General features: G+C 58.8%; 17 protein-coding genes, 1 tRNA gene and 2 rRNA genes (1 of these 20 cut by a window edge). 8 read left to right on the top strand and 12 right to left on the bottom strand.

What is annotated here, in order from left to right; genetic code table 11:
• The 3 genes from ACZ47E_RS10805 to ACZ47E_RS10795 all read left to right on the top strand — a co-directional run.
• A 23S ribosomal RNA gene (locus tag ACZ47E_RS10805) occupies positions 1–2,650 on the top strand (it extends 149 nt beyond the left edge of the window).
• A 264-nt stretch (positions 2,651–2,914) separates the two neighbouring features.
• Positions 2,915–3,029 (top strand): 5S ribosomal RNA (rrf, locus tag ACZ47E_RS10800).
• Positions 3,030–3,249: 220 nt separating this feature from the next.
• Positions 3,250–3,326 (top strand) — tRNA-Met (locus ACZ47E_RS10795).
• Positions 3,327–3,536: 210 nt separating this feature from the next.
• Here ACZ47E_RS10795 and ACZ47E_RS10790 read toward each other — a convergent pair.
• Together ACZ47E_RS10790 and ACZ47E_RS10785 are read right to left on the bottom strand one after the other, a co-directional pair.
• Positions 3,537–3,881: an ethanolamine utilization protein gene (locus tag ACZ47E_RS10790; RefSeq protein WP_004443592.1), complete on the bottom strand. Its 345-nt coding sequence runs from the start codon at positions 3,879–3,881 to the stop codon at positions 3,537–3,539.
• A gap of 227 nt (positions 3,882–4,108) precedes the next feature.
• Positions 4,109–4,978, bottom strand: coding sequence for an AraC family transcriptional regulator (locus ACZ47E_RS10785; RefSeq protein WP_278067022.1), 870 nt, complete (start codon positions 4,976–4,978; stop codon positions 4,109–4,111).
• A gap of 196 nt (positions 4,979–5,174) precedes the next feature.
• On the opposite strand from ACZ47E_RS10785, the gene ACZ47E_RS10780 reads away from it, so the two are divergent.
• Both ACZ47E_RS10780 and ACZ47E_RS10775 read left to right on the top strand, forming a co-directional pair.
• Positions 5,175–5,915 carry an SDR family NAD(P)-dependent oxidoreductase gene (locus ACZ47E_RS10780; RefSeq protein WP_278067021.1) on the top strand — a complete coding sequence of 247 codons (741 nt, stop codon included), beginning with the start codon at positions 5,175–5,177 and terminating at the stop codon, positions 5,913–5,915.
• A gap of 165 nt (positions 5,916–6,080) precedes the next feature.
• The gene (locus tag ACZ47E_RS10775; RefSeq protein WP_278067020.1) at positions 6,081–7,037 is read left to right on the top strand and encodes a quinone oxidoreductase family protein; all 957 of its coding nucleotides are present in this window, start codon (positions 6,081–6,083) and stop codon (positions 7,035–7,037) included.
• A 24-nt stretch (positions 7,038–7,061) separates the two neighbouring features.
• Here ACZ47E_RS10775 and ACZ47E_RS10770 read toward each other — a convergent pair whose 3' ends face one another.
• The gene (locus tag ACZ47E_RS10770) at positions 7,062–7,946 is read right to left on the bottom strand and encodes a LysR family transcriptional regulator (protein WP_278067019.1); all 885 of its coding nucleotides are present in this window, start codon (positions 7,944–7,946) and stop codon (positions 7,062–7,064) included.
• Between the two features lie 151 nt (positions 7,947–8,097).
• On the opposite strand from ACZ47E_RS10770, the gene ACZ47E_RS10765 reads away from it, so the two are divergent.
• On the top strand, positions 8,098–8,757 hold the full coding sequence (locus tag ACZ47E_RS10765) for a hydrolase (protein WP_278067478.1): 660 nt from the start codon (positions 8,098–8,100) through the stop codon (positions 8,755–8,757).
• A 235-nt stretch (positions 8,758–8,992) separates the two neighbouring features.
• On the opposite strand, the gene ACZ47E_RS10760 is transcribed toward ACZ47E_RS10765, so the two are convergent.
• Positions 8,993–9,484, bottom strand: coding sequence for an Lrp/AsnC family transcriptional regulator (locus ACZ47E_RS10760; RefSeq protein ID WP_278067018.1), 492 nt, complete (start codon positions 9,482–9,484; stop codon positions 8,993–8,995).
• A gap of 161 nt (positions 9,485–9,645) precedes the next feature.
• Here ACZ47E_RS10760 and ACZ47E_RS10755 point away from each other — a divergent pair, with 161 nt between their 5' ends.
• Both ACZ47E_RS10755 and ACZ47E_RS10750 read left to right on the top strand, forming a co-directional pair.
• Complete coding sequence (locus ACZ47E_RS10755; RefSeq protein ID WP_004443577.1) at positions 9,646–10,212, top strand: PPC domain-containing DNA-binding protein; 567 nt, start codon at positions 9,646–9,648, stop codon at positions 10,210–10,212.
• Entirely contained in the window at positions 10,199–10,606 is a 408-nt protein-coding gene (locus ACZ47E_RS10750) for a PPC domain-containing DNA-binding protein (protein ID WP_072494828.1), read from the top strand. Before ACZ47E_RS10755 ends, ACZ47E_RS10750 begins: the two co-directional genes overlap by 14 nt.
• A 50-nt stretch (positions 10,607–10,656) precedes the next feature.
• Here the strand turns inward: ACZ47E_RS10750 and ACZ47E_RS10745 are convergent, their stop codons facing one another.
• From ACZ47E_RS10745 to ACZ47E_RS10710, 8 genes are all read right to left on the bottom strand, one after another.
• The gene (locus ACZ47E_RS10745; protein WP_278067017.1) at positions 10,657–11,541 is read right to left on the bottom strand and encodes a PPC domain-containing DNA-binding protein; all 885 of its coding nucleotides are present in this window, start codon (positions 11,539–11,541) and stop codon (positions 10,657–10,659) included.
• Positions 11,538–12,317, bottom strand: coding sequence for an SDR family NAD(P)-dependent oxidoreductase (locus ACZ47E_RS10740; protein WP_278067016.1), 780 nt, complete (start codon positions 12,315–12,317; stop codon positions 11,538–11,540). Before ACZ47E_RS10740 ends, ACZ47E_RS10745 begins: the two co-directional genes overlap by 4 nt.
• A gap of 31 nt (positions 12,318–12,348) precedes the next feature.
• A complete protein-coding gene (locus ACZ47E_RS10735; protein WP_278067015.1) occupies positions 12,349–13,989 on the bottom strand; it encodes an acyl-CoA synthetase in 1,641 nt (546 codons plus the stop codon).
• A complete protein-coding gene (locus ACZ47E_RS10730; protein ID WP_278067014.1) occupies positions 13,986–15,155 on the bottom strand; it encodes an acetyl-CoA acetyltransferase in 1,170 nt (389 codons plus the stop codon). Before ACZ47E_RS10730 ends, ACZ47E_RS10735 begins: the two co-directional genes overlap by 4 nt.
• A complete protein-coding gene (locus tag ACZ47E_RS10725) occupies positions 15,152–16,009 on the bottom strand; it encodes an IclR family transcriptional regulator (protein WP_464016847.1) in 858 nt (285 codons plus the stop codon). The genes ACZ47E_RS10730 and ACZ47E_RS10725 overlap by 4 nt, the downstream gene beginning before the upstream one ends.
• Position 16,010: 1 nt before the next feature.
• Positions 16,011–16,814, bottom strand: coding sequence for an SDR family NAD(P)-dependent oxidoreductase (locus ACZ47E_RS10720; protein WP_162719315.1), 804 nt, complete (start codon positions 16,812–16,814; stop codon positions 16,011–16,013).
• Between the two features lie 75 nt (positions 16,815–16,889).
• Positions 16,890–17,900 (bottom strand): TRAP transporter substrate-binding protein, encoded by a 1,011-nt coding sequence (locus ACZ47E_RS10715; protein ID WP_004443559.1) that lies wholly within the window; start codon positions 17,898–17,900, stop codon positions 16,890–16,892.
• A 67-nt stretch (positions 17,901–17,967) separates the two neighbouring features.
• On the bottom strand, positions 17,968–19,845 hold the full coding sequence (locus ACZ47E_RS10710) for a TRAP transporter large permease (protein WP_004443556.1): 1,878 nt from the start codon (positions 19,843–19,845) through the stop codon (positions 17,968–17,970).
• Between the last annotated feature and the right edge of the window lie 363 nt (positions 19,846–20,208).

Genomic DNA, 20,208 nt, shown 5'->3' with positions numbered 1-20,208 from the left:
TCCAGTCTGTTTTAACGAACGGCCTGGGTTTCCAAGCATTGTGATAAGGTATCTTACTTTCGAATACATAGGGGTAAGAAGCGAACGCAGGGAACTGAAACATCTAAGTACCTGCAGGAAAGGACATCAACCGAGACTCCGCAAGTAGTGGCGAGCGAACGCGGACCAGGCCAGTGGCAATGATGAATAAAGCGGAACGATCTGGAAAAGTCGGCCATAGAGGGTGATAGCCCCTTACGCGTAGAACAGTCATTGTCCTTGAGTAGGGCGGGACACGTGAAATCCTGTCTGAACATGGGGAGACCACTCTCCAAGCCTAAGTACTCGTGCATGACCGATAGCGAACAAGTACCGTGAGGGAAAGGTGAAAAGCACCCCGACGAGGGGAGTGAAATAGAACCTGAAACCGGATGCCTACAAACAGTCGGAGCCCGCAAGGGTGACGGCGTACCTTTTGTATAATGGGTCAACGACTTAGTGTAACTAGCAAGCTTAAGCCGGTAGGTGTAGGCGCAGCGAAAGCGAGTCTGAACAGGGCGATTGAGTTAGTTGCATTAGACCCGAAACCGAGTGATCTAGCCATGAGCAGGCTGAAGGTTGGGTAACACCAACTGGAGGGCCGAACCCATAACTGTTGCAATAGTTCGGGATGACTTGTGGCTAGGGGTGAAAGGCCAATCAAACTCGGAAATAGCTGGTTCTCCGCGAAATCTATTTAGGTAGAGCGTCGACCGAATACCCTCGGGGGTAGAGCACTGGATGGGCTATGGGGACTCACCGTCTTACTGATCCTAACCAAACTCCGAATACCGAGGAGTACTAGTCGGCAGACACACGGCGGGTGCTAACGTCCGTCGTGAAAAGGGCAACAACCCTGACCTCCAGCTAAGGTCCCCAAGTCATGGCTAAGTGGGAAAGGATGTGAGGATCCCAAAACAACCAGGATGTTGGCTTAGAAGCAGCCATCATTTAAAGAAAGCGTAACAGCTCACTGGTCTAAATAAGGGTCTTTGCGCCGAAAATGTAACGGGGCTAAAGCCATGCACCGAAGCTGAGGATTTGCAGCAATGCAAGTGGTAGCGGAGCGTTCCGTAAGTCTGTGAAGGCGGACCCGTGAGGGCTGCTGGAGATATCGGAAGTGCGAATGTTGACATGAGTAACGATAAAGGGAGTGAGAGACTCCCTCGCCGAAAGACCAAGGGTTCCTGCTTAAAGTTAATCTGAGCAGGGTTAGCCGGCCCCTAAGACGAGGCGGACACGCGTAGTCGATGGGAACCACGTTAATATTCGTGGGCCTGGTGGTAGTGACGGATCTCGTGTGTTGTTCAACCTTATTGGATTGGTTGGGCGGCGAAGAGGTTCCAGGAAATAGCTCCACCGTATAGACCGTACCCGAAACCGACACAGGTGGTCAGGTAGAGTATACCAAGGCGCTTGAGAGAACTATGTTGAAGGAACTCGGCAAATTGCACGCGTAACTTCGGAAGAAGCGTGACCCTTTTGTACGCAAGTATGATGGGGTGGCACAGACCAGGGGGTAGCGACTGTTTATCAAAAACACAGGGCTCTGCGAAGTAGCAATACGACGTATAGGGTCTGACGCCTGCCCGGTGCTGGAAGGTTAAAGGGAGGGGTGCAAGCTCTGAACTGAAGCCCCAGTAAACGGCGGCCGTAACTATAACGGTCCTAAGGTAGCGAAATTCCTTGTCGGGTAAGTTCCGACCTGCACGAATGGCGTAACGACTTCCCCGCTGTCTCCAACATAGACTCAGTGAAATTGAATTCCCCGTGAAGATGCGGGGTTCCTGCGGTCAGACGGAAAGACCCCGTGCACCTTTACTATAGCTTTACACTGGCATTCGCCAAGGCATGTGTAGGATAGGTGGTAGGCTTTGAAGCAGGGACGCCAGTTTCTGTGGAGCCATCCTTGAAATACCACCCTTATCTTCGTGGATGTCTAACCGCGGTCCGTTATCCGGATCCGGGACAGTGTATGGTGGGTAGTTTGACTGGGGCGGTCGCCTCCGAAAGAGTAACGGAGGCGCGCGATGGTTAGCTCAGACCGGTCGGAAATCGGTCGTCGAGTGCAATGGCATAAGCTAGCCTGACTGCGAGACTGACAAGTCGAGCAGAGACGAAAGTCGGTCATAGTGATCCGGTGGTCCCGTGTGGAAGGGCCATCGCTCAACGGATAAAAGGTACGCCGGGGATAACAGGCTGATGACCCCCAAGAGTCCATATCGACGGGGTTGTTTGGCACCTCGATGTCGACTCATCGCATCCTGGGGCTGGAGCAGGTCCCAAGGGTATGGCTGTTCGCCATTTAAAGCGGTACGTGAGTTGGGTTCAGAACGTCGTGAGACAGTTCGGTCCCTATCTGCCGTGGGTGTAGGAATATTGACAGGATCTGTCCCTAGTACGAGAGGACCGGGATGGACGTATCTCTGGTGGATCTGTTGTCCTGCCAAGGGCATAGCAGAGTAGCTATATACGGAATGGATAACCGCTGAAGGCATCTAAGCGGGAAACCAACCTGAAAACGAGTGTTCCCTATCAGAGCCGTGGAAGACGACCACGTTGATAGGACGGGTGTGGAAGCACAGCAATGTGTGAAGCTTACCGTTACTAATAGCTCGATCGACTTCTTCGTTCCCATTGTTCATGCTCATCAAGCGAAGCTTGATGATCTGTTCTGTCTTCACGCTGACGTGGCCTTCGGCCACTACGCTGCAGACGGCGCGCCAAACGATTGGCGACGGACTAGCGTCCTGTATGGGCGCCACGCTCGACCTCGAGCAAGGCAACATACGGATAAGTCACAGAAACGACGTGTAAATTAAATAGAGCCTTGAGCTCTCCAGCTTCTCGAAAACAACGTTCATGTGAAAACATGAACAATGTTGCGTTTTGCCGACCTGGTGGTTATCGCGGGGCGGCTGCACCCGTTCCCATTCCGAACACGGCCGTGAAACGCCCCAGCGCCAATGGTACTTCGTCTCAAGACGCGGGAGAGTAGGTCGCTGCCAGGTCTGCAAAACGCATCAAAAATCTTCTCATCACATCCCTCGGCCCAGCCGACAAAAAAGGGCCGCCAAAAGCGGCCTTTTGCAGTTTAAGACAAAACTTAAGGAAAACGCCAAGTGCGTCCCTTACAGGAGATAAATTGCTCCGCAATTTACTCCGGAAAAGATCCGTCGTCGCTAAAGCAACGACGTAACCGCGACATTCGGCCTTGCCGAATGCGCTGGACGCGGGGTGGAGCAGCCCGGTAGCTCGTCAGGCTCATAACCTGAAGGCCGCAGGTTCAAATCCTGCCCCCGCAACCAAAATTACGAAGAAAGTAAACACGAAAGCCCTCTCCCAAAAGAGGGCTTTCTTGCGTTTCGGGCATAGCATAACACTAGCACAAATCCGCCCCCGAGCACGCGCGCAAGTGGATGCACCCAAACACAGTCGAACAATCCGAAAACAACCCGGCTTCACAAAGTCTCGGATGCACCCTGGCCCAAAGCCGTGCTTGCCTGTGCCGATCACGCCTACGGCTGCTGCCAATGAGGATAGGTCACATAAGCAGTCAACGCTCCTTCTTCGTGAGAGCGGATCGTAACCCTGTCGCCTTTCTGCATGGCGATGATCTCTCCCGGACCTGCCATCACCGTCTTGTGGCTATCGGAAACGGTAATACTTCCTTCCAGGATGACCATCGTGTCGTGTACGGCCATTGTTTCTTCGAGAATCTGGTTTGGTCCATAACGCCCGAATCCGATAGTGACCGGCCCGCCATGACGCTGATCGAGGAGGTTGGCGGTGAAAATGTCACCGTCTTGTCCTGGTGAGCGTTCAAATGCTGCATCAGCAATGGCGAATTTATGAATGACCATACATTGTCTCCTTAAAGGTTTTGCCGTGTGTGGAGCCGGTTTGAACCGCAGCACGGGCTTGTGCACTCCGCCGAGAGGCTTCTTGTCTGGCGATAACGCCGAAAATCTTCATTCAGTATGGCAGCGTTGATCATCAACACGCCTTGGGAATAACCGGAATAGGTCTTCAGTGTTCCGTTTTACGATTATTGCTTGCGGAGGCTTTGGCCTGCCGTCCCCGGAAGAGTTCAGCGCTGCAGGTCGGCGACGGGCGCTGTGCCAAACATGCTCTTATACTCCCGACTGAATTGCGAAGGGCTTGCGTAGCCCACGTCATACGCCACGCGGGAGACATTGGTGCTTCCGGAGGCGAGAAGCTTTCGGGCTTCCAGCAGGCGTATATGACGCTGGAAGGCCAGGGGGCTAAATCCCGTGACAGCCTTGAAGTGCCGGTGAAAAGAGGTGACGCTCATGCCGGACGAGGCCGCCAGCTCGGGAATGACAATCGGTTCGTTGTGATTGGTGGCAAGCCAGTCGGCCGCCGTCTTGAGTTGCTGGAACCGGTCGTTTCGCCGTCCGACCTGCCGAAGCGTGTCGCCCATCGGGCTTTGCAGCAAACGATAATAGAGCTCGAACTCGTAGTGTGGCGCGAGCGCGCCGACGTCATCGGGCGTGGCCAGAAGTCCGACAAGGCGAACAAATGCATCGCCGACAGGTCCGTTCAGATTGTCTGATGCGACCGCACATGTCCAGCGATCCTCATGCTTGGGCATGTCGAGCACGACACGCGTGAGCATTCCGATATCGAGATGAAGGCTGATGCCGATGTAGGGAAGCTCTGGCGTCGCGTCAGTCAGCTGGTGGATATAGGGCAGGCCGAAGGACGATGTCGCGCAGTCGCCCGCCAGCAGTTCGAAACGATTGGCGCCCATGGTCAAAACCTTCGTGCCCCGTAGAACGGCGTAGAACATCGGCTCGAACACCGCCGGTGTGGGTGGCGTGGTGCGTGTACTTGTCCATAGCGTCAGGCGCGGGACAGGGGTCGGAATGGCAACGGTTCCCCCCTGACGCTCAACAAAGGGAGCAACGTCCTTCAGCAGTTGGGTGATTGGTTTCACAGAGCCGGCCATCATCTCAGGCATGTAGTGATTTGGAAGGATCAGGCAAGTCTCTGGGAAGATCGGGCATGTAGCTTTCGCCGTGCCCGCCTATCTTCAGGCTTAACGAATTGAGCTGCCACGATCCCCGGTAATCAGGTGGAACATACCTCGAGACCGCGCATCGGGGCGACATGAGATTGAAAGGGTCCGGATTATGCAGGAACTGGCTGGAAAGAATGCTCTGGTAACGGGTGGTTCGCGTGGCATAGGCGCAGCAATTGTGCGCGCTCTTTCTGGGAAGGGAGCGAATGTAGCAATAACCTATGAGCGGTCAGCCGAGAGCGCCGCGCAACTCGTTCGGGCGATTCAGGCCGCGGGGGGCACGGCCGTCGCGATCCAGGCTGACAGCGCCGATCCGGCCGCAATACAACACGCCGTGGACGAGACGGTCCGGGCTCTGGGCGGCCTCGACATTCTCGTCAACAATGCCGCGATAGGACGATACAATAATATTGCCGATTTCGCAGTCGAGGATCTCGACGCGTTGCTGGCGGTTAACGTCCGCGGGCCTGTTCTGGCGTGGAAGGCAGCCATTCCACACCTCAAGGAAGGTGCCCGGATCATAAATATCGGCTCAGCGGGCGCGGATCGCATCGTCGGCGTGCCCGGTACGGTCTATTACATGACCAAGAGTGCGCTTCAGGCATTCAATCGCGGACTTGCGCGAGAATTGGGTGCTCGGGACATAACGGTCAATCTCGTTCAGCCGGGATCGACGAACACCGATTCGAATCCCGAGACGGGAGAATCAGCGGACTACCAGCGCAGCCTGAGCGCGCTTGGCCGCTTCAATCAGCCGGAAGATGTCGCGGCCGCCGTCGCTTTTCTCGCAACGCCTGCCGCCCGGCAGATCACAGGGACGATCCTTACCGTCGACGGCGGCGCGCTTGCGTGAAAGCGCACTGCAGCCGGTGCTTCGCACGATGAAAATCGGACGGGGCACCGATCGGTAACCGATCCCTGTGGAAAAATCGGCGCAGTCTGCACATCCCTTCGTTCCCGAACCGCGAAGCGAAAAAATAGCGTCGCATCATGCTCCCTGCCAGCCAAGGAAAAATACATGAAAGCCGCAGTTTACGACAACCCCGGTCCTCCGACAGTTTTGAGATATGCTGATGTGCCCGATCCGGCTTGCGGGCCGGATGATGTGCTTATTGCCGTCGAGGCGATTTCCATTGAAGGCGGCGATCTGATCAATCGCCGGTCGACACCACAGCAATCCCCGTGGATTGTCGGCTATGCCGCTGCAGGGACCGTGATTTCCGTTGGTAAAAATGTCCGCGACCGGGCGGTCGGCGAAAGGGTGGCTGCATTCGATATGCAGGGGTCCCATGCGGAACTCTGGTCCGTCCCGGCCTCGCGCACATGGCTTTTGCCGGAAGGCGTCGGAATGGCACAGGCCGCGGCCCTGCCGATTTCGTTCGGCACGGCTCATCATTGTCTGATCACTAGAGGCGGCTTGCAAAAGGCAGAGGCAGTTCTGATACAGGCTGCCGCCGGCGGCGTGGGTCTGGCTGCCGTCCAATTGGCGCGTGACGCCGGCGCGACCGTCATTGCTGTGGCGGGCGGTAGTGAAAGACAGGCACGCCTGCGCGGCCTCGGCGCATCACATGTCATCGATCGGCTGGAGAAGGATGTCGTTGAGGAGGTTCTCCGGCTGACCGGTGGCATGGGGGCTGACCTCGTCATCGATCCTGTCGGTTCGACTTTGCAAGCGTCCTTATCCGCTCTCGCGCCCGAGGGTCGCCTCGTGTTCGTCGGGAATGCAGGTGGCGGCAGCCTCCATGCCGACCTCTGGCCGCCGATGCAGAACAATCAAACGCTGCACGGTGTGTTCATGGGGCCGCTCTTCGAGAGGCCGGCGGTATACGGAACTGTCATCCAGCTTCTCAAGGCCGTGGCCGAGGGACGCATGGAGGTCGTGATCGACCGCGTGTTTCCGTTGAGCGACGCCTCGATGGCACATGAATATGCGGAGAGAGCCAAGCCGCTTGGCCGCGTCGTAATGACACCTTGAGGTTGCTGCGACCCATTCATGCGGTCAGGCGCTTGAGCCCTTCCCACTGCCGAAGCACTCGATCAGCATTTCGGTCAGCACCCGGACTTTTCTTGCGGGATGCTGACCCGGCGGCCGGACGACATATATCCCGGCCGGGGGTGGAGGATGACCTTTCATCACTTCCACCAGTTCGCCCGCAGCCAGATAATTTTTGACGAGGTCGTAAGGCAGCACGGCGACTCCCAATCCGGCCGCCGCGGCGACAGCAAGAGCAACTCCGTTATCGGCCTTGAACTGTCCCTGCGGACGAACGGTTATCACCCTGTCCCCGTCCATCACCTGCCAGGTTTCCGTGCCTTGCATGAGAGCCTGATGAGCCACAAGTTCTTCGGGTGTTTGCGGCGAGCCGTGGACCTTGATGTAATCCGGGCTGGCAACAAAAATTCCATAGAGCGGACCGACGCGTCTGGCGACGAGGCTTGAATCCGGAAGGTTCCCGACCCGGATCGCGCAATCATATCCTTCGGCGATCAGATCCACGAAACGATCAGTGTAGCAGGTCTGGATCTGAAGCTGACGATAGCGGCGCGCCATTTGCGCAATAACGAGCGCGAAATGCGTTGGGCCGAAAGAGAGCGGCGCCGCAATCCGCAGACGCCCGCGAAGCTCACCAGCCGGAAGAATCGTCTCCCGCGCCATATCGATGTCGGCTGAAATCCTGGCGGCATAGTCCCGGAAGGTGGCGCCCGCCTCCGTCAGGGAAGCGCCGCGTGTGGACCTGGCCAGAAGCTGAACGCCAAGTTCAGCCTCAAGCCGCGCCAGCCGCCTGCTGACCATGGACTTGGAGATGCCGAGCCGCACTGCGGCCGAAGAGACACCTCCCGCATCTGCAACTTCGACAAATGTCCTGATGTCTTCGATATCCACTCTGCGTTCCCCATTCTGCAACACAGCTCAACGCTGACAAGGACTACCGCATCATAAACAGGAATGACAAGTTTCCTCCCGCGGCAACGCCCGAAGGGATGCAGGTCCCTTGCGCAAGCGCTTCGATAAACCGCCAACACAGGATGAACCCATGACCTTTCGTAACGGCCTTGATTCACTTCTCCGCCCCGAAGATTCCGTCCTCGTTCTGATTGATCATCAGCCCTATCAGCTCGCAAACCTGAACAGCCACGATCCGCAGGCTGTGGTCAATCTCACGACGGCGCTGGCGAAGCTGGCCAAAGCCTTCGATGTTCCGACTGTCCTCACCAGCGTAATTGCGGCACGCGGCGGACTTCTCTTCAAGCAGATCACCGACGTGTTTCCTGATCAGCAAGTCATCGATCGCACCTGGGTGAACACCTGGCAGGACGAGAATGTAGTGAACGTTGTCAAGGCGACCGGCCGCAAGCAGCTGATCATTGCCGGACTGTGGACCGAAGTCTGCGTTGCAATGCCCGTGATCCAGGCCGCTGGCGAAGGCTGGGACGTGACCGTGATTACCGACGCTTCCGGCGGGATTTCGAAGGAATCTCATGAAGTTGCCATCCAGCGCATGATCACGGCCGGCGCAAATGTGATGACGGTAATGGCGCTTGCGGGTGAATGGCAACGCGATTGGGCCCGCACCGAGCATGTTGAGGAGCTGACCGAAATTCTCATCCAGCACTTCGGCGGCAGCGGCATCGCCTATCTCTGGGAGCAGCAGTTGCTCAACACGCCGGCGCCGTCCACCAAGGGCGGCCACTAAAATAGAGCGGGATGTTGGGGTGCCGGACGGAGAGCTGCGGAAGGCCCACCGTCGCAAGCTTCTTCATCCCAGCCCTGCATCCGCATTGCACGAGAAATCGTCCGTGGCGAGTTTCGTCATGAAGCTGTTACCGAAAGGGACGCTTACCCATGGTGCGGGGCCGCGGGCAGGAGCTTAAAAGTGCCCGTTGCATCACGGGTGGTGCAACGGGCGCTTATCCGACCTACAAGTGTTTTCAGGTCGGACGAGACGGAGGCTCGGTATCTGGCACGACCGACAAGGTGTGCTTGAGACATTTGAGTGCAAAGCAGGAGCGCGAATGGCGCACGCCCTCGATCTTGTAGAGCTTGCGGCGCAGAAATTGCTCGTAACCTGCGGTTCCCGCCACCGCGACCTTAATGAGATAATCATATTCGCCGGTGGTCAGATAAGCTTCCAGCACCTCTGGAAGAGCCGCCATGGCTTCGCCGAAGCGTTCCAGAACCTCATCATCGTGACGCTCCAGCATGACCTCGATGATTACCGTCTCGGTGAAGCCTAGCTGCGCCTGATCGAGAATTGCCGTATAGCCGCGGATGACACCTTCCTCTTCCAGCCGCTTGACTCGCTGCCAACAGGGGCTGGGTGAAAGTCCCACCTTCTCGGATAGTTCCGTATTGCTCAGCCTGCCGTTTTCCAGCAGGGCGCGGAGTATTTTGCGGTCGATCCTGTCGAGCGGCTTCGTCATGCCGGTCTCTCCCAAACATGCAGCGAAAAAATCTGCCGCCGATCCGTCGGCGTGCGAAAGAAGTGTCTTGGTTTCGATGCTTTGGCTGCGCCATTCGAAAGCACCTTCGGCTGGTTTTTTAGTACCGTACTGCATGGTACAGGCAGCAGGGAGGAGCGGGCATGGCACCGATATCGCAGCAGCATTTTCCAAGACCCAGGACGTTGATCCATCCCGGTATTTCCGCGCCTGTGCGCATCAACAGCCTGCGCTCGCCCTCGGCGCGCCATGTCCGGCTGTTCATCAAGCCGGGGCGCAGCCTTTACGACGGCATCGTTCAGCCGCTTGCGGGGGAAGGCATTGAAAGCGCCTCCCTGACCATACTCGGAGGGCACTTCGATGGATTGTCCTATTGCGTTGCTCCGCCTGATCCATCCGGCAACGCCGTCATCGCTTATACGAAGCCCATCGACGCCGGTGCGGCGTGGCTCATCTTCGGCAACGCCACGCTCGGGCGCAGCATGAAAGGCGAGCCGATCGTGCATTGCCACGCCGCCATGCGAACGGCGGCGGGTTTGGTCAGAGGCGGTCATTTGCTGACAGAATCCTGCATTGTCGGCGAGGGTGGCATTTCCGCGCTTGTGACCTCGCTCGACAGTTTCCTGTTGCAACAGTCTTTCGATCCAGAAACGAATATTCCCCTTCTTCAACCGAAAAATCGCATGGAGCGCGCCGATGAACATGCATGATATTGTCGAATCCGGTTCCATGGGGCGCGTGGCCTATGCCCGCATAGCCCCCAATGAAGATCTTGTGCTCGGCGTCGAGAAACTGTGCCTGGCCGAGGGTTTCCGCAATGCCTTCGTGCGCGGTGCGCTGGGCAGCCTGGTGGATGCGTGCCTCGGCACCCGCAGCGGCGATTTTCTGCAGATAAGCGGCCCCGCCGTTGAAATCGTTTCGATAGCCGGCGAAGTACGTGCCCAGCCTGATGGCTCGTTGCGCGCCGCGCTGACCGGCGTTGTGGCTGATACGGAGGGTGTGGTTTACGGCGGCCCCTTCATCGCAGGCGCCAACCCTGTCTGCATGACTTTCGAGGTGACGCTGGAGGAATGGCTGCCGACGGAAAAATCGCAAGCGGCGTGAACAGAATGGGACGAACAGGGGCGCCGTGTCGCCAAACGTCCCTGCGCCGCTCAAGCTGCGGCCTCACGTTTCTCCGTCAGAAGAAGTTCGAAGGTGACGCAAACGGGGTTTTTGCCGCGCACCAACCGCCCGCCGCTGATGTGGCGGGTGAGATCGACCATCGCAATATCCAGCGCCGTGCGTTCACTGTCGGAGCTGATATGGCCTGCGCGGATAAGGATTTCGCTGGCGTAGGCGGTAATGGACGTTCCGTCATCGTAGTCCGCGCCGATAAGGCTTCCAATGCCATTGACATCGGCTTCCGGCAGGCCGAATTCCGTGCAGGCCGCTTCGAGGGCGAGGCAGATGTCGGTGTTAGGCCGAACAGTGCATAAAAGCGCCCTCAGTCCCGCATCCTGATGCCTACGCGGCCGGGGGATGGGCGTGAAAAGCGGAAAATTCGTTTCCTCATCCTGCCGAGCGTCGAGGATCGCTCCGTCAAGCGCCAGCGCCTCAAATTGTATTTCTTGGGCAAATTCGGCTTCGAAGGGAAGCAGATGTCCCATAGAGACGACGCCCTGAGCACTTTTCCACGAACCATGGCAGTGCAGAAACGGCTGGCCATCGCGACGTCCCATATGAAGGCCGGCATCGATGATCGTGCCCTCAGGCATGGAAAAGGTTTCGCTGTACCAGGCCGCATGGGAGGCATCAGGAGCGGCCGCGGGCATAACGTATTCCAGCCGCTTCATCGGCACGTTTTTCAGCCTGATGTAGCCACCCTCGAAACCCCGTTCCGCAAAGGCAGCGGCAATCGCTTCGTTGACGCACATGCCCGCACGGACGATTAACGTGACGGGATGGGCACGGCAGCCGATGGCGCGAAAGCGCTCGGGTGTCTCCGGCCCGGGGTGGACGATGCTGCGCGGAAGCGCTGCCTGTGCCATCGGCGTCATACCGCCAGCCCCGCGGTGATGAAGCCGCCATCCACGGCAAGAACCTGACCATTGACGTAGCTCGCATCATCCGACACCAGAAACGCCACGGCAGAGGCGATTTCATCGGTTCTGCCATAGCGGTGCATGGGAACACGGCTGTGCCACTGATCGCGAACATTCTCGGTATGGACCGCCTGGGTCAGTGGTGTATCGACCGGGCCGGGTGCAATTGCATTGACGCGGATGCCCGATTGTCCGAGCTCGTTCGCCATCACCATCGTCAGGAGATTGACGCCGCCTTTCGAGGCACCATAGGCGCTGCGGCCCCGGTTGCCACACATGCCGGAAACCGAGCTGATGTTGACGATGGAGCCGGGAATCTCACGGTCTAGCCAGTAACGCGCCGCCGCGCGAGCCACCGCGAAGCTGCCGACGAGATTGACGTCGACGATGCGGCGAAATTCTTCGACGCTGGTCTCGACGGAAAGCTTGTCGATGCCGATGCCGGCGCTGTTGACGACGGCCACCAGATCAACCGCCTGTTCAACGCCAGTCACCGTCAATGCGGCGAATGCCTCCTCTATCGACGCTTCATCCGCCACGTTGCACACGATGCCACGCGAGGCGTCGATACCCAGCTTCTCGCAGGCCGCGTTCAGCGCTTCGCGCTTGAGATCCAGCAGCCAGGGTTGCCATCCGCGCGCCATCAGCAGCTGCGCGGTGGAAAAACCGATGCCGGATGCTCCGCCGGTGATCGCGACAGCCCCTTTTGTCCCTGCCGTCCGTTGTGTCATACCCTCTCCTCCCGGTTGAATGCCGCGCGCGTCAGCCTGTCCGCTTTTCCTCGAAAACCGGCATCTGGCCGCGCCTTTCCAGCTCTTCGCGGATCATTTTCTTGGTGATCTTGCCATAGGCGGATTTTGGCATGGCATCCCAGAACACGACTGTTTTCGGCAGCTTGTAACGGGCCATCTTGCCTTCCAGATAGGCCCTGAGGTCGATGCCGGCGATGTCAGCGCCTTCTCTCGCCACGCAGACCGCCACGCCCACTTCGCCCCACACAGCATCTGGCACACCCAGAACCGCCGTCTCGCTGATATCGGGATGCATGAGAATTTTTTCTTCGATCTCGCGCGGATAGATGTTCGAGCCGCCGGAAATATACATGTCGGAGGCGCGCCCGGTGATGTAAACGAAGCCGTTTTCATCGCGGTGGCCGAGATCGCCGGTGCGGAACCAGCCGTTGCGGAAGGCTTTGGCATTGGCGTCGGGGTTGTTGTAATAACCGGCGAAGACGGCGGGACCGATCACGCAGATCTCGCCGGTTTCTCCCGCCTCCACCTCTTCGCCTGCGTCGTTCTGGATCTGCACTTCCATGCCTGTCCGGTCGAACCCGCAGGTGCCGACCCGCGCTTCCGGACCGTCTTCTGCGCTATGAAAAGAAGGGGGAAGCACGGTGATATTGCCGGTGACTTCACCGAGGCCGAAATATTGCACCAGCACCGGACCGAGCTTTGCCAATGCCCGTTTCTGGTCGGCGCGATACATCGGCGCGCCGGCATAGATGACATAGCGCAGCGAGGAATGATCGAAACGATCCACGGACGGGTCTTCAATCAGCATTTTCAGAATGGTCGGCACGGTGAAGGCATTGGTGACACGCCATTTCTCGATCAGCGCCCAAACGGCGGGGACATCGAGTTTTTCCGATGCCGGCAGCACGGTCTTTGCCCCGTGCGCCACCTGCACCAGCTGGTGAATACCCGCGCCGTGCGAAAGCGGAGCGACAACGATGGATGCGTCGCCTGTTCCCGTGCCGGGCATCAGATCGCAGAGATGGTTGGTGATGACAAAGGCCATCTGCCCGTGGGTCAGCACCGCCGCCTTGGGGCGCCCGGTGGTGCCCGACGTGAAGAAGAACCAGCAGGGATCGTCGCGATCCACCGCCTCGCCCTTGACCTTCTGACCCAGATGACGGGCGACAATCGCATCATAATCCTCACCGAATTCCGTCTGACCGATGGCGATGGTGAAATCGATTGCTGCGGCTTCACGGCTTGCTTTCGCATGTTCGGGAAAAGCGCTGGCGCAGATCATGCCGCGTGCGCCGCTGGCCTTTGCCAGGTAGCCGACTTCATCTGGCGATTGGCGGTAATTGGTCGGCACCCACACCGCGCCCACCCGGAAGCAGGCGAACATCGATTCGAACATCTGGTTGTTGTTGGAAGACTGCACCAGAATACGGTCACCCTTGACGACACCGAATTCATTGACCAGCGCATGCGCCATGGCGTCGACGCGGGCTTCCATTTGCGCCCAGCTCCAGGTCGTTTCACCCCAGACGAAGCCGATATGATGCGGGTTGCGGCGCGCGGCCTGCGTCAGAAAATGCGAAAGGTTCATCACCCGCGTGGTTGATGGTGTGACACCGCCCGGAGGATGCTGCACGGGGCCAGGTGTCCTCATTTCACGCGCTCCATGATCGAAACATAGTTGGCAACCGCGGTGCCGCCCATGTTGAAAACGCCGGCAAGCGAGGCGCCGGGGATCTGCATGTCTCCAGCCTCGCCCATCAACTGCATCGCTGCCATTACATGCATGGAAACGCCGGTCGCTCCGACCGGGTGGCCTTTCGATTTCAGTCCCCCTGAAGGGTTGATTGGCAAACGGCCGGTCTTCAGCGCGGTGCCTTCGTGCACGACCCGGTGCCCTTCGCCTGGTTTTGCGAGCCCCATGGCCTCATATTCGATAAGTTCAGCTATGGTGAAGCAGTCGTGCGTTTCAACGAAGGAAAGGTCGTCGAGCGTAGCGCCCGCAAGTTCCAGCGAGCCGGCCCATGCGCGGCGGGCGCCCTCGAAGGCCAGCGGGTCGCGGCGGCTCAGCGCCAGAATGTCATTGATCTGTTTTCTGCCCCGAAAGCCGATCGCCCGGTGGAGGCTGGCTGCGGTTTCTTCGTCGGCCAAAACGATGGCCGCCGCGCCGTCGGAAATCAGCGAGCAGTCGGTACGGCGCAGCGGGCCTGCGACATACGGGTTCTTATCGGACACGGTGTTGCAGAATTCGAAGCCGAAATCCTTGCGCATATGGGCATAGGGATTGACCGCGCCGTTGGCGTGGTTCTTGGCGGCGATCATCGCAAGCTCCTCCGAGCGATCGCCATAACGCTGGAAATAGGCCTGGGCGATGCGACCGAACTGGCCGGCAAAACCGCCGGGGATATTGGCCTCTTCTGCGCGGTAGCAAGCAGAGAGCAGAATGTCGCCTACCTCGGCGGTGGGAAGCGCCGTCATTTTTTCGGCGCCCACGACGAGCGCAATGCGGCCCCGCCCCGCCTCGATGAAATCCATCGCGCTGTACAGGGCGGCCGATCCCGTCGCGCAGGCATTTTCGAAGCGCACGGCGGGCGTATAGGCCAGTCTTTCATCACCCATTGCCACCAGGGCGCCCTGAAAATCCTGTTTCGAGAAACCATTGTTCATCACACCGACAAAAATGCCGTCGATATCGCCAACGTCGATGCCCGCATGGTCTATGGCCGGCGCGACGACTGACGCCATCAGCTGTTCGGTATTTTCAAGGGGCGATTTGCCGAAAGGCGAATGCGCCCAGCCGACGATCTGCGCTTTGCTCATTTGCTCGTTCTCCTTGCCTGTCGCTTCGGTTCGCCGTCTCCGCGCGTGCGTGCGCGGCTGGCCATCATTTCTGCGATGCGTGTTTCGATACGTGTCACCTCTTCGCGCAGCAGCGCCGCCAGTTCTGGCTGACGCTCCGGCCGCATGCGGCTATCGACGGCGGCGATGCTCATCGCTCCCGCCACCGCTCCATCCGGCGTGCGGATTGCGACGCCGATACCCCATGAATTGGAAAGGATGAGGCCGGGATTGAGCGAGTAGCCGTTTGCCCGGGTCAATTCGACATCACGGCGTAGCCCGTCGAGCGTGATGCCGGGATAATTCGCGGCGATGAGGCCGCTATTGGCGGCGATGACGCTATCCACTTCGGCATCGGGCAGGGCGGCCAGCATGGCGAGAGATCCGGCGCCGATACCCAGCGGGTGCTCGAAACCGGCCTGGAGCGCATGGGTACGCACGGGCCAGGTGCCTTCCTCACGATAGAGGCAGAGCGAAAACGTATCGCGGCGTACCGAAAGGAAGCTCGAATCCTCGGTACGGCGGGAAATACGCGTCAGTCCGTCCTGAGCCATCTGCAACAATCCGAAACGGCGTGATGACAGGCTGCCCAGCACGTAGGCTTCCTCGCCGAGATAATATCGGCGTGTCTCTTCGTCCTGTTCCACGAGGCCTGCCCGGATCAACGCCAGCAGCAGGCGGCGGGCCGTTGGCTTGTTCAACCCGCTTTCGGCGACGATGCCGGAAAGCGACACACCGCGTTCGGCGTGCCGCCCCACCATGGACAGCAGCGCCAGCGCCCGGTCCACGGCACGTGCCCCTGTCAGATCGTTTTCCGCCGCAACCACCGTGGCCATATCAGGTAAACGCCCCCACTGCGCAACTTTGGCCGCCGTCGACCGGCAGGCAGATGCCCGTGATAAATTTTGCTTCATCGGATGCCAGAAAAACGGCGGCGCGGGCGATATCGAAGGCATCACCCATGCGCCCCACGGGCACCGCGGCATTACGCGCCGCCACCATTTCCTCGACGGAGGCGTACTGGCTGCTGATCTGCTTGTAGATCAGCGGCGTATCGATCATGCCCGGCAGAACGCAATTGGCGCGAATACCTTGCCGTGCGTATTGCATCGCCAGCGCCACGGTGGCCTGGTTGACCGCGGCCTTCATGGCGTAATAGGCGAAATAAGGATAGCCGGTCCAGCGGATCGAGGCGAGTGAGGAAATATTGACGATGGCGCCGCCGCCCTGCCTCAGCATCACCGGCAGAACAGCCTTGGCGGTGCGATAGACAGAGCCGATGTTGAGATCGACGGAGGCGCGAAAGCGCTCCTCATCCAGCTCCACCGGCCCGCCCATATGCGTCACGCCGACATTATTGTGCAGGATGTCGATGCCATCAAAGGCATCGCAGGTTCGTGCAACTGCCGCTGATACGGATTCCAGCTTCGTGACATCGGCGGCAACGGCGATTGCCTCAAAACCTTCTTCGCGGATGATCTGCGCGGTTTCTTCAGCCGCGCCGGCGGAGAGGTCGACACAGGCCACGCACGCGCCCTCGCGGGCAAATTGCACGGCCGCAGCCTTGCCATTGCCAAAGCCCGGCCCCGATGATCCTGCGCCAAATACAAGCGCGCGTTTTCCCGTCAGGCGACCTGTCAAAACAGTCTCCATTAAAACAGCCAGAAGTGATCGGATCGGCCCCGCTTGCGGCGGGACCGATTATTTGCTGACCGGTCAGGTCAGGCTGGCGCCAACGGCCTTTTCAAGAATGGCCCAGGCTTCGTCGCCATATTTGCTTTTCCACTCGGAATAGAATCCGGCTTCCTTGAGGGCTGCACGGAAGAGCGATGCGTCAGTATCGTTGAAGGCCATGCCCTTGCTGATCAAGTCTTCCTTCACCGAGGCGTTGAGCTTCGCCACGTCGGCGCGTTCATCCTTGCCGGCCTGATTGAGGTTCTTGGCAACGATGGTGCGCAGGTCGTCCGGCAGCCGCTCCCACGCGCGCTTGTTGGCGAGGAACCAGAAACCATCCCACATGTGATTGGTAACCGAGCAGAACTTCTGCACTTCGAAGAGCTTCGCGGTGGAAATGATGGCCAGAGGGTTTTCCTGGCCGTCGACGACGCCGGTCTGCAACGCGGTGTAGACTTCCGCGAAGTTGATGGAAGCGGGAGCCGACTTGAAGGCCTTGAACATCGAGGTCCAGAGAGGGCTCACCGGCACGCGGATCTTGAAACTTTCGAGATCGGCAGGCGTGGTGATGGGTTTCGACGCGCTGGTGATCTGGCGGAAACCGTTGTCCCAGATCGTATCCATGGCGACGAGATTCTGTTTGGCAATTTCACCGCGTACATATTTGCCGAGATCGCCGTCCATGGCCGCCCATACGGAATCATAATCCGGGAAGGCAAAGCCGATGCCGCTGATGGACGCGTTTGGTACCAGCGTGGACAGGATCAGCGGCGAGAGCGTGAAGAATTCAACGCCGCCGGAACGCACCTGGCTCAGCATGTCGGTATCGGCCCCCAACTGGCTGCTGGGGAATATCTTGATATTGACCCGCCCGTCGGTTTCTTTCTCGATACGATCGGCCGCTTCCTTGGCGCGCACGTTCATGGGGTGCGCAGCCGGCAGGTTATTGGCATATTTGTAGCTGAATTCCGCGGCGCGTGCGCGCGATACGAACGCGGTGGCAAGAACGGCAGAACCGGCGCCGGCGAGCATGGTACGTCTGTTGATGATCATTGCTTTCTCCTCCCAAATAAAAGCATGTGTCGTTCGTCGGCATGGCGGGTGCGGACCCGCCACGGTGTCAGAGCAGAATTGTGGACAGACCCGGAATTCCGGCAATCAGCAGCAGGCCGATGACCATGGCTGCGAGATAGGGCCAGATGGCACCCATGGCTTCATCGGGCGAGACATTGCCGATCTTGCAGGCAATGTAGAAGCCGATGCCGATGGGCGGCGCCATCAGGCCGATATTCATGGCGACCACAACGACCATCGAATAATGGATGTCGTTGATGCCGAGCGTGCGGGCAATGGGGAACATGATCGGCGCGAGCAGAACGATTGCAGGCAGTCCTTCCAGCACGCAGCCGAGGATCATGAAGATCAGGATCGACACGATCATGTAGGTCATCCAGCCGCCCGGCAGGTCGGTTATCATCGCGGTCAATTCGAAGGCGAAACCGCTTTGCGTCAAACCCCAGGCCATGGCGGAGGCGCAGCCGAGGATCAGCAGGATCGCGCCCGAGAGCGCCGCTGTCTCCACCAGCATCGAGTAGAGTTTTTTCAGGCTGATCCCGCCATAAAGCACCGCGCCGATAATCATGGCATAGAGCACTGCAATGGTGGATACTTCGGTCGCCGTTGCCACACCGCCGCCCACAAGGCTGCGGATAAGGAAAGGCAGAACCAGAGCGGGTGCGGCAACGAGTGCCGCCTTGCCGACCAGCGGCCACGGAGTGCGTCTGGCGCCATCCATGTTTTCATTGCGCGCTTTCCACCGGGCCAATACCGCCAGCACCAGAAGCAGCACCATGGCGATCATGAAGCCGGAGGTAAACAGGCCGGCAATCGATACGCCCGCTGCCGAACCGAGGACGATGAGAACGATGGACGGCGGAACGGTATCGGCCATGGCGGCGCCGGTGGCCAGCAGTGCGATCATTTCCTTGGGCTTGTGGCCGCGTCGCTTCATTTCCGGAAACAGCGCAGGTGCGACCGTTGCCATATCTGAAACCTTGGAGCCGGAAATGCCCGAGACCAGAAACAGCGAACCGAGCAGAACATAGGACATGCCCGCGCGGATGTGGCCGAACATCGAGGACAGCAGTTCGACGATCGCCTTGCCCATGCCGGTTGCGTCAAGGACGCAGCCCAGCAGCACGAATACCGGCACCGACAGCAGAATGATGCCCGACATTCCTTCATCCATGCGCCCGACCATAACGATCATCGGAACCCAGGTGGTGAAAGTCAGATAGGACAATGTTCCAAGGCCGAAACAGAAGGCAATGGGCACGCCGAGCGCCAGAAACACCGCCACGAACAGGCCGAGGAAGATCGCCAGGTTAAAATTGCCAAAGGATTCCAGTGTGGGCGACGCCAGAAACAGAAGGCCGGCAGCCACCGCAACCGTGACGATAGCGGCGACGATGTCCCGCAGCCTTTCCCTCCGGAAGAGGTTGTTCATGACCAGGAGCAACATCAGGGAGGCGCCGAATGGCAGGGCTGCGGCGCGGAAAGTCATGGGAATGTTCAGCGCCGCCGATGTGACGACCCATTCCTCGATGGCGTATTCGATTGCGGGCTTGATGATAGCCGCAAGAAATGTCGCCACCAGCACCAGCGCCAAAGAATTGATGTAACCCAGAAAACGCTGCGGAAACATGTTGAGGAACAGCGTCAGGCGCAGGTGCTCGCTACGGTCGATGGCAATGGCCGCACCCAGCATGGCAAACCACAGGAAGCACAACGACGCCGTTTCATCGATCCAGACAATCGGCAGATGCAAGGCATAACGTGATGTCACGCCGAGCAGAAGCAGGCCGATCATCAGCGCCAAAAGAATGGCTGCCATGGCCTCGACCGGCCGCATGAACCAGGAGCCCGTTACCGGCTCCGTGTGCAGTAGCTCGCCGTCGAGCACAAAGACGTCGTCATTCGCGTTTGCGGTCATGGTCATTGGGGCCTCCTCTCCCGCAGAACAACCTTCGCAATGGATGGTGGTCAGCAAGGCAGAATGTCCGGGCCCCAGCCACGATCATGGCCGGCATCAGGATATATCTGTCATCGCAAGACCGGCCAGACCCCTCCAAAAGTCTGAGCGTATCGGTATATCGCCTCCACGATATGGACCGTTACAAAACCATACGTTCGGGATACACAGGAAGAATGATAAAATCAATAGTAAAAGGCCGCAATTACGCAGTTTTAGACTCGCGTATAGAGGTCCATATAGTGGATCTTACTGTGGCCCACTCGAGCTTATGCCTGTGCGATGATCCGGGCGACAGCCGCCATCCTGCCTGACAAGTGAACATCGTCG

It is taken from the genome of Agrobacterium sp. 5Ca39, assembly GCF_055382365.1.
Note: the sequence above shows the minus strand (reverse complement) of the source record. Positions and strands in the feature narration are given on the sequence as shown.

Coding starts and splice junctions, on each gene's coding strand:
- ACZ47E_RS10790 (WP_004443592.1), bottom strand. CDS start 3,881: ATGGTCATTCATAAATTCGCCATTGCTGATGCAGCATTTGAACGCTCA.
- ACZ47E_RS10780 (WP_278067021.1), top strand. CDS start 5,175: ATGCAGGAACTGGCTGGAAAGAATGCTCTGGTAACGGGTGGTTCGCGT.
- ACZ47E_RS10775 (WP_278067020.1), top strand. CDS start 6,081: ATGAAAGCCGCAGTTTACGACAACCCCGGTCCTCCGACAGTTTTGAGA.
- ACZ47E_RS10765 (WP_278067478.1), top strand. CDS start 8,098: ATGACCTTTCGTAACGGCCTTGATTCACTTCTCCGCCCCGAAGATTCC.
- ACZ47E_RS10760 (WP_278067018.1), bottom strand. CDS start 9,484: ATGACGAAGCCGCTCGACAGGATCGACCGCAAAATACTCCGCGCCCTG.
- ACZ47E_RS10755 (WP_004443577.1), top strand. CDS start 9,646: ATGGCACCGATATCGCAGCAGCATTTTCCAAGACCCAGGACGTTGATC.
- ACZ47E_RS10750 (WP_072494828.1), top strand. CDS start 10,199: ATGAACATGCATGATATTGTCGAATCCGGTTCCATGGGGCGCGTGGCC.
- ACZ47E_RS10745 (WP_278067017.1), bottom strand. CDS start 11,541: ATGACGCCGATGGCACAGGCAGCGCTTCCGCGCAGCATCGTCCACCCC.
- ACZ47E_RS10740 (WP_278067016.1), bottom strand. CDS start 12,317: ATGACACAACGGACGGCAGGGACAAAAGGGGCTGTCGCGATCACCGGC.
- ACZ47E_RS10735 (WP_278067015.1), bottom strand. CDS start 13,989: ATGAGGACACCTGGCCCCGTGCAGCATCCTCCGGGCGGTGTCACACCA.
- ACZ47E_RS10730 (WP_278067014.1), bottom strand. CDS start 15,155: ATGAGCAAAGCGCAGATCGTCGGCTGGGCGCATTCGCCTTTCGGCAAA.
- ACZ47E_RS10725 (WP_464016847.1), bottom strand. CDS start 16,009: ATGGCCACGGTGGTTGCGGCGGAAAACGATCTGACAGGGGCACGTGCC.
- ACZ47E_RS10715 (WP_004443559.1), bottom strand. CDS start 17,900: ATGATCATCAACAGACGTACCATGCTCGCCGGCGCCGGTTCTGCCGTT.
- ACZ47E_RS10710 (WP_004443556.1), bottom strand. CDS start 19,845: ATGACCATGACCGCAAACGCGAATGACGACGTCTTTGTGCTCGACGGC.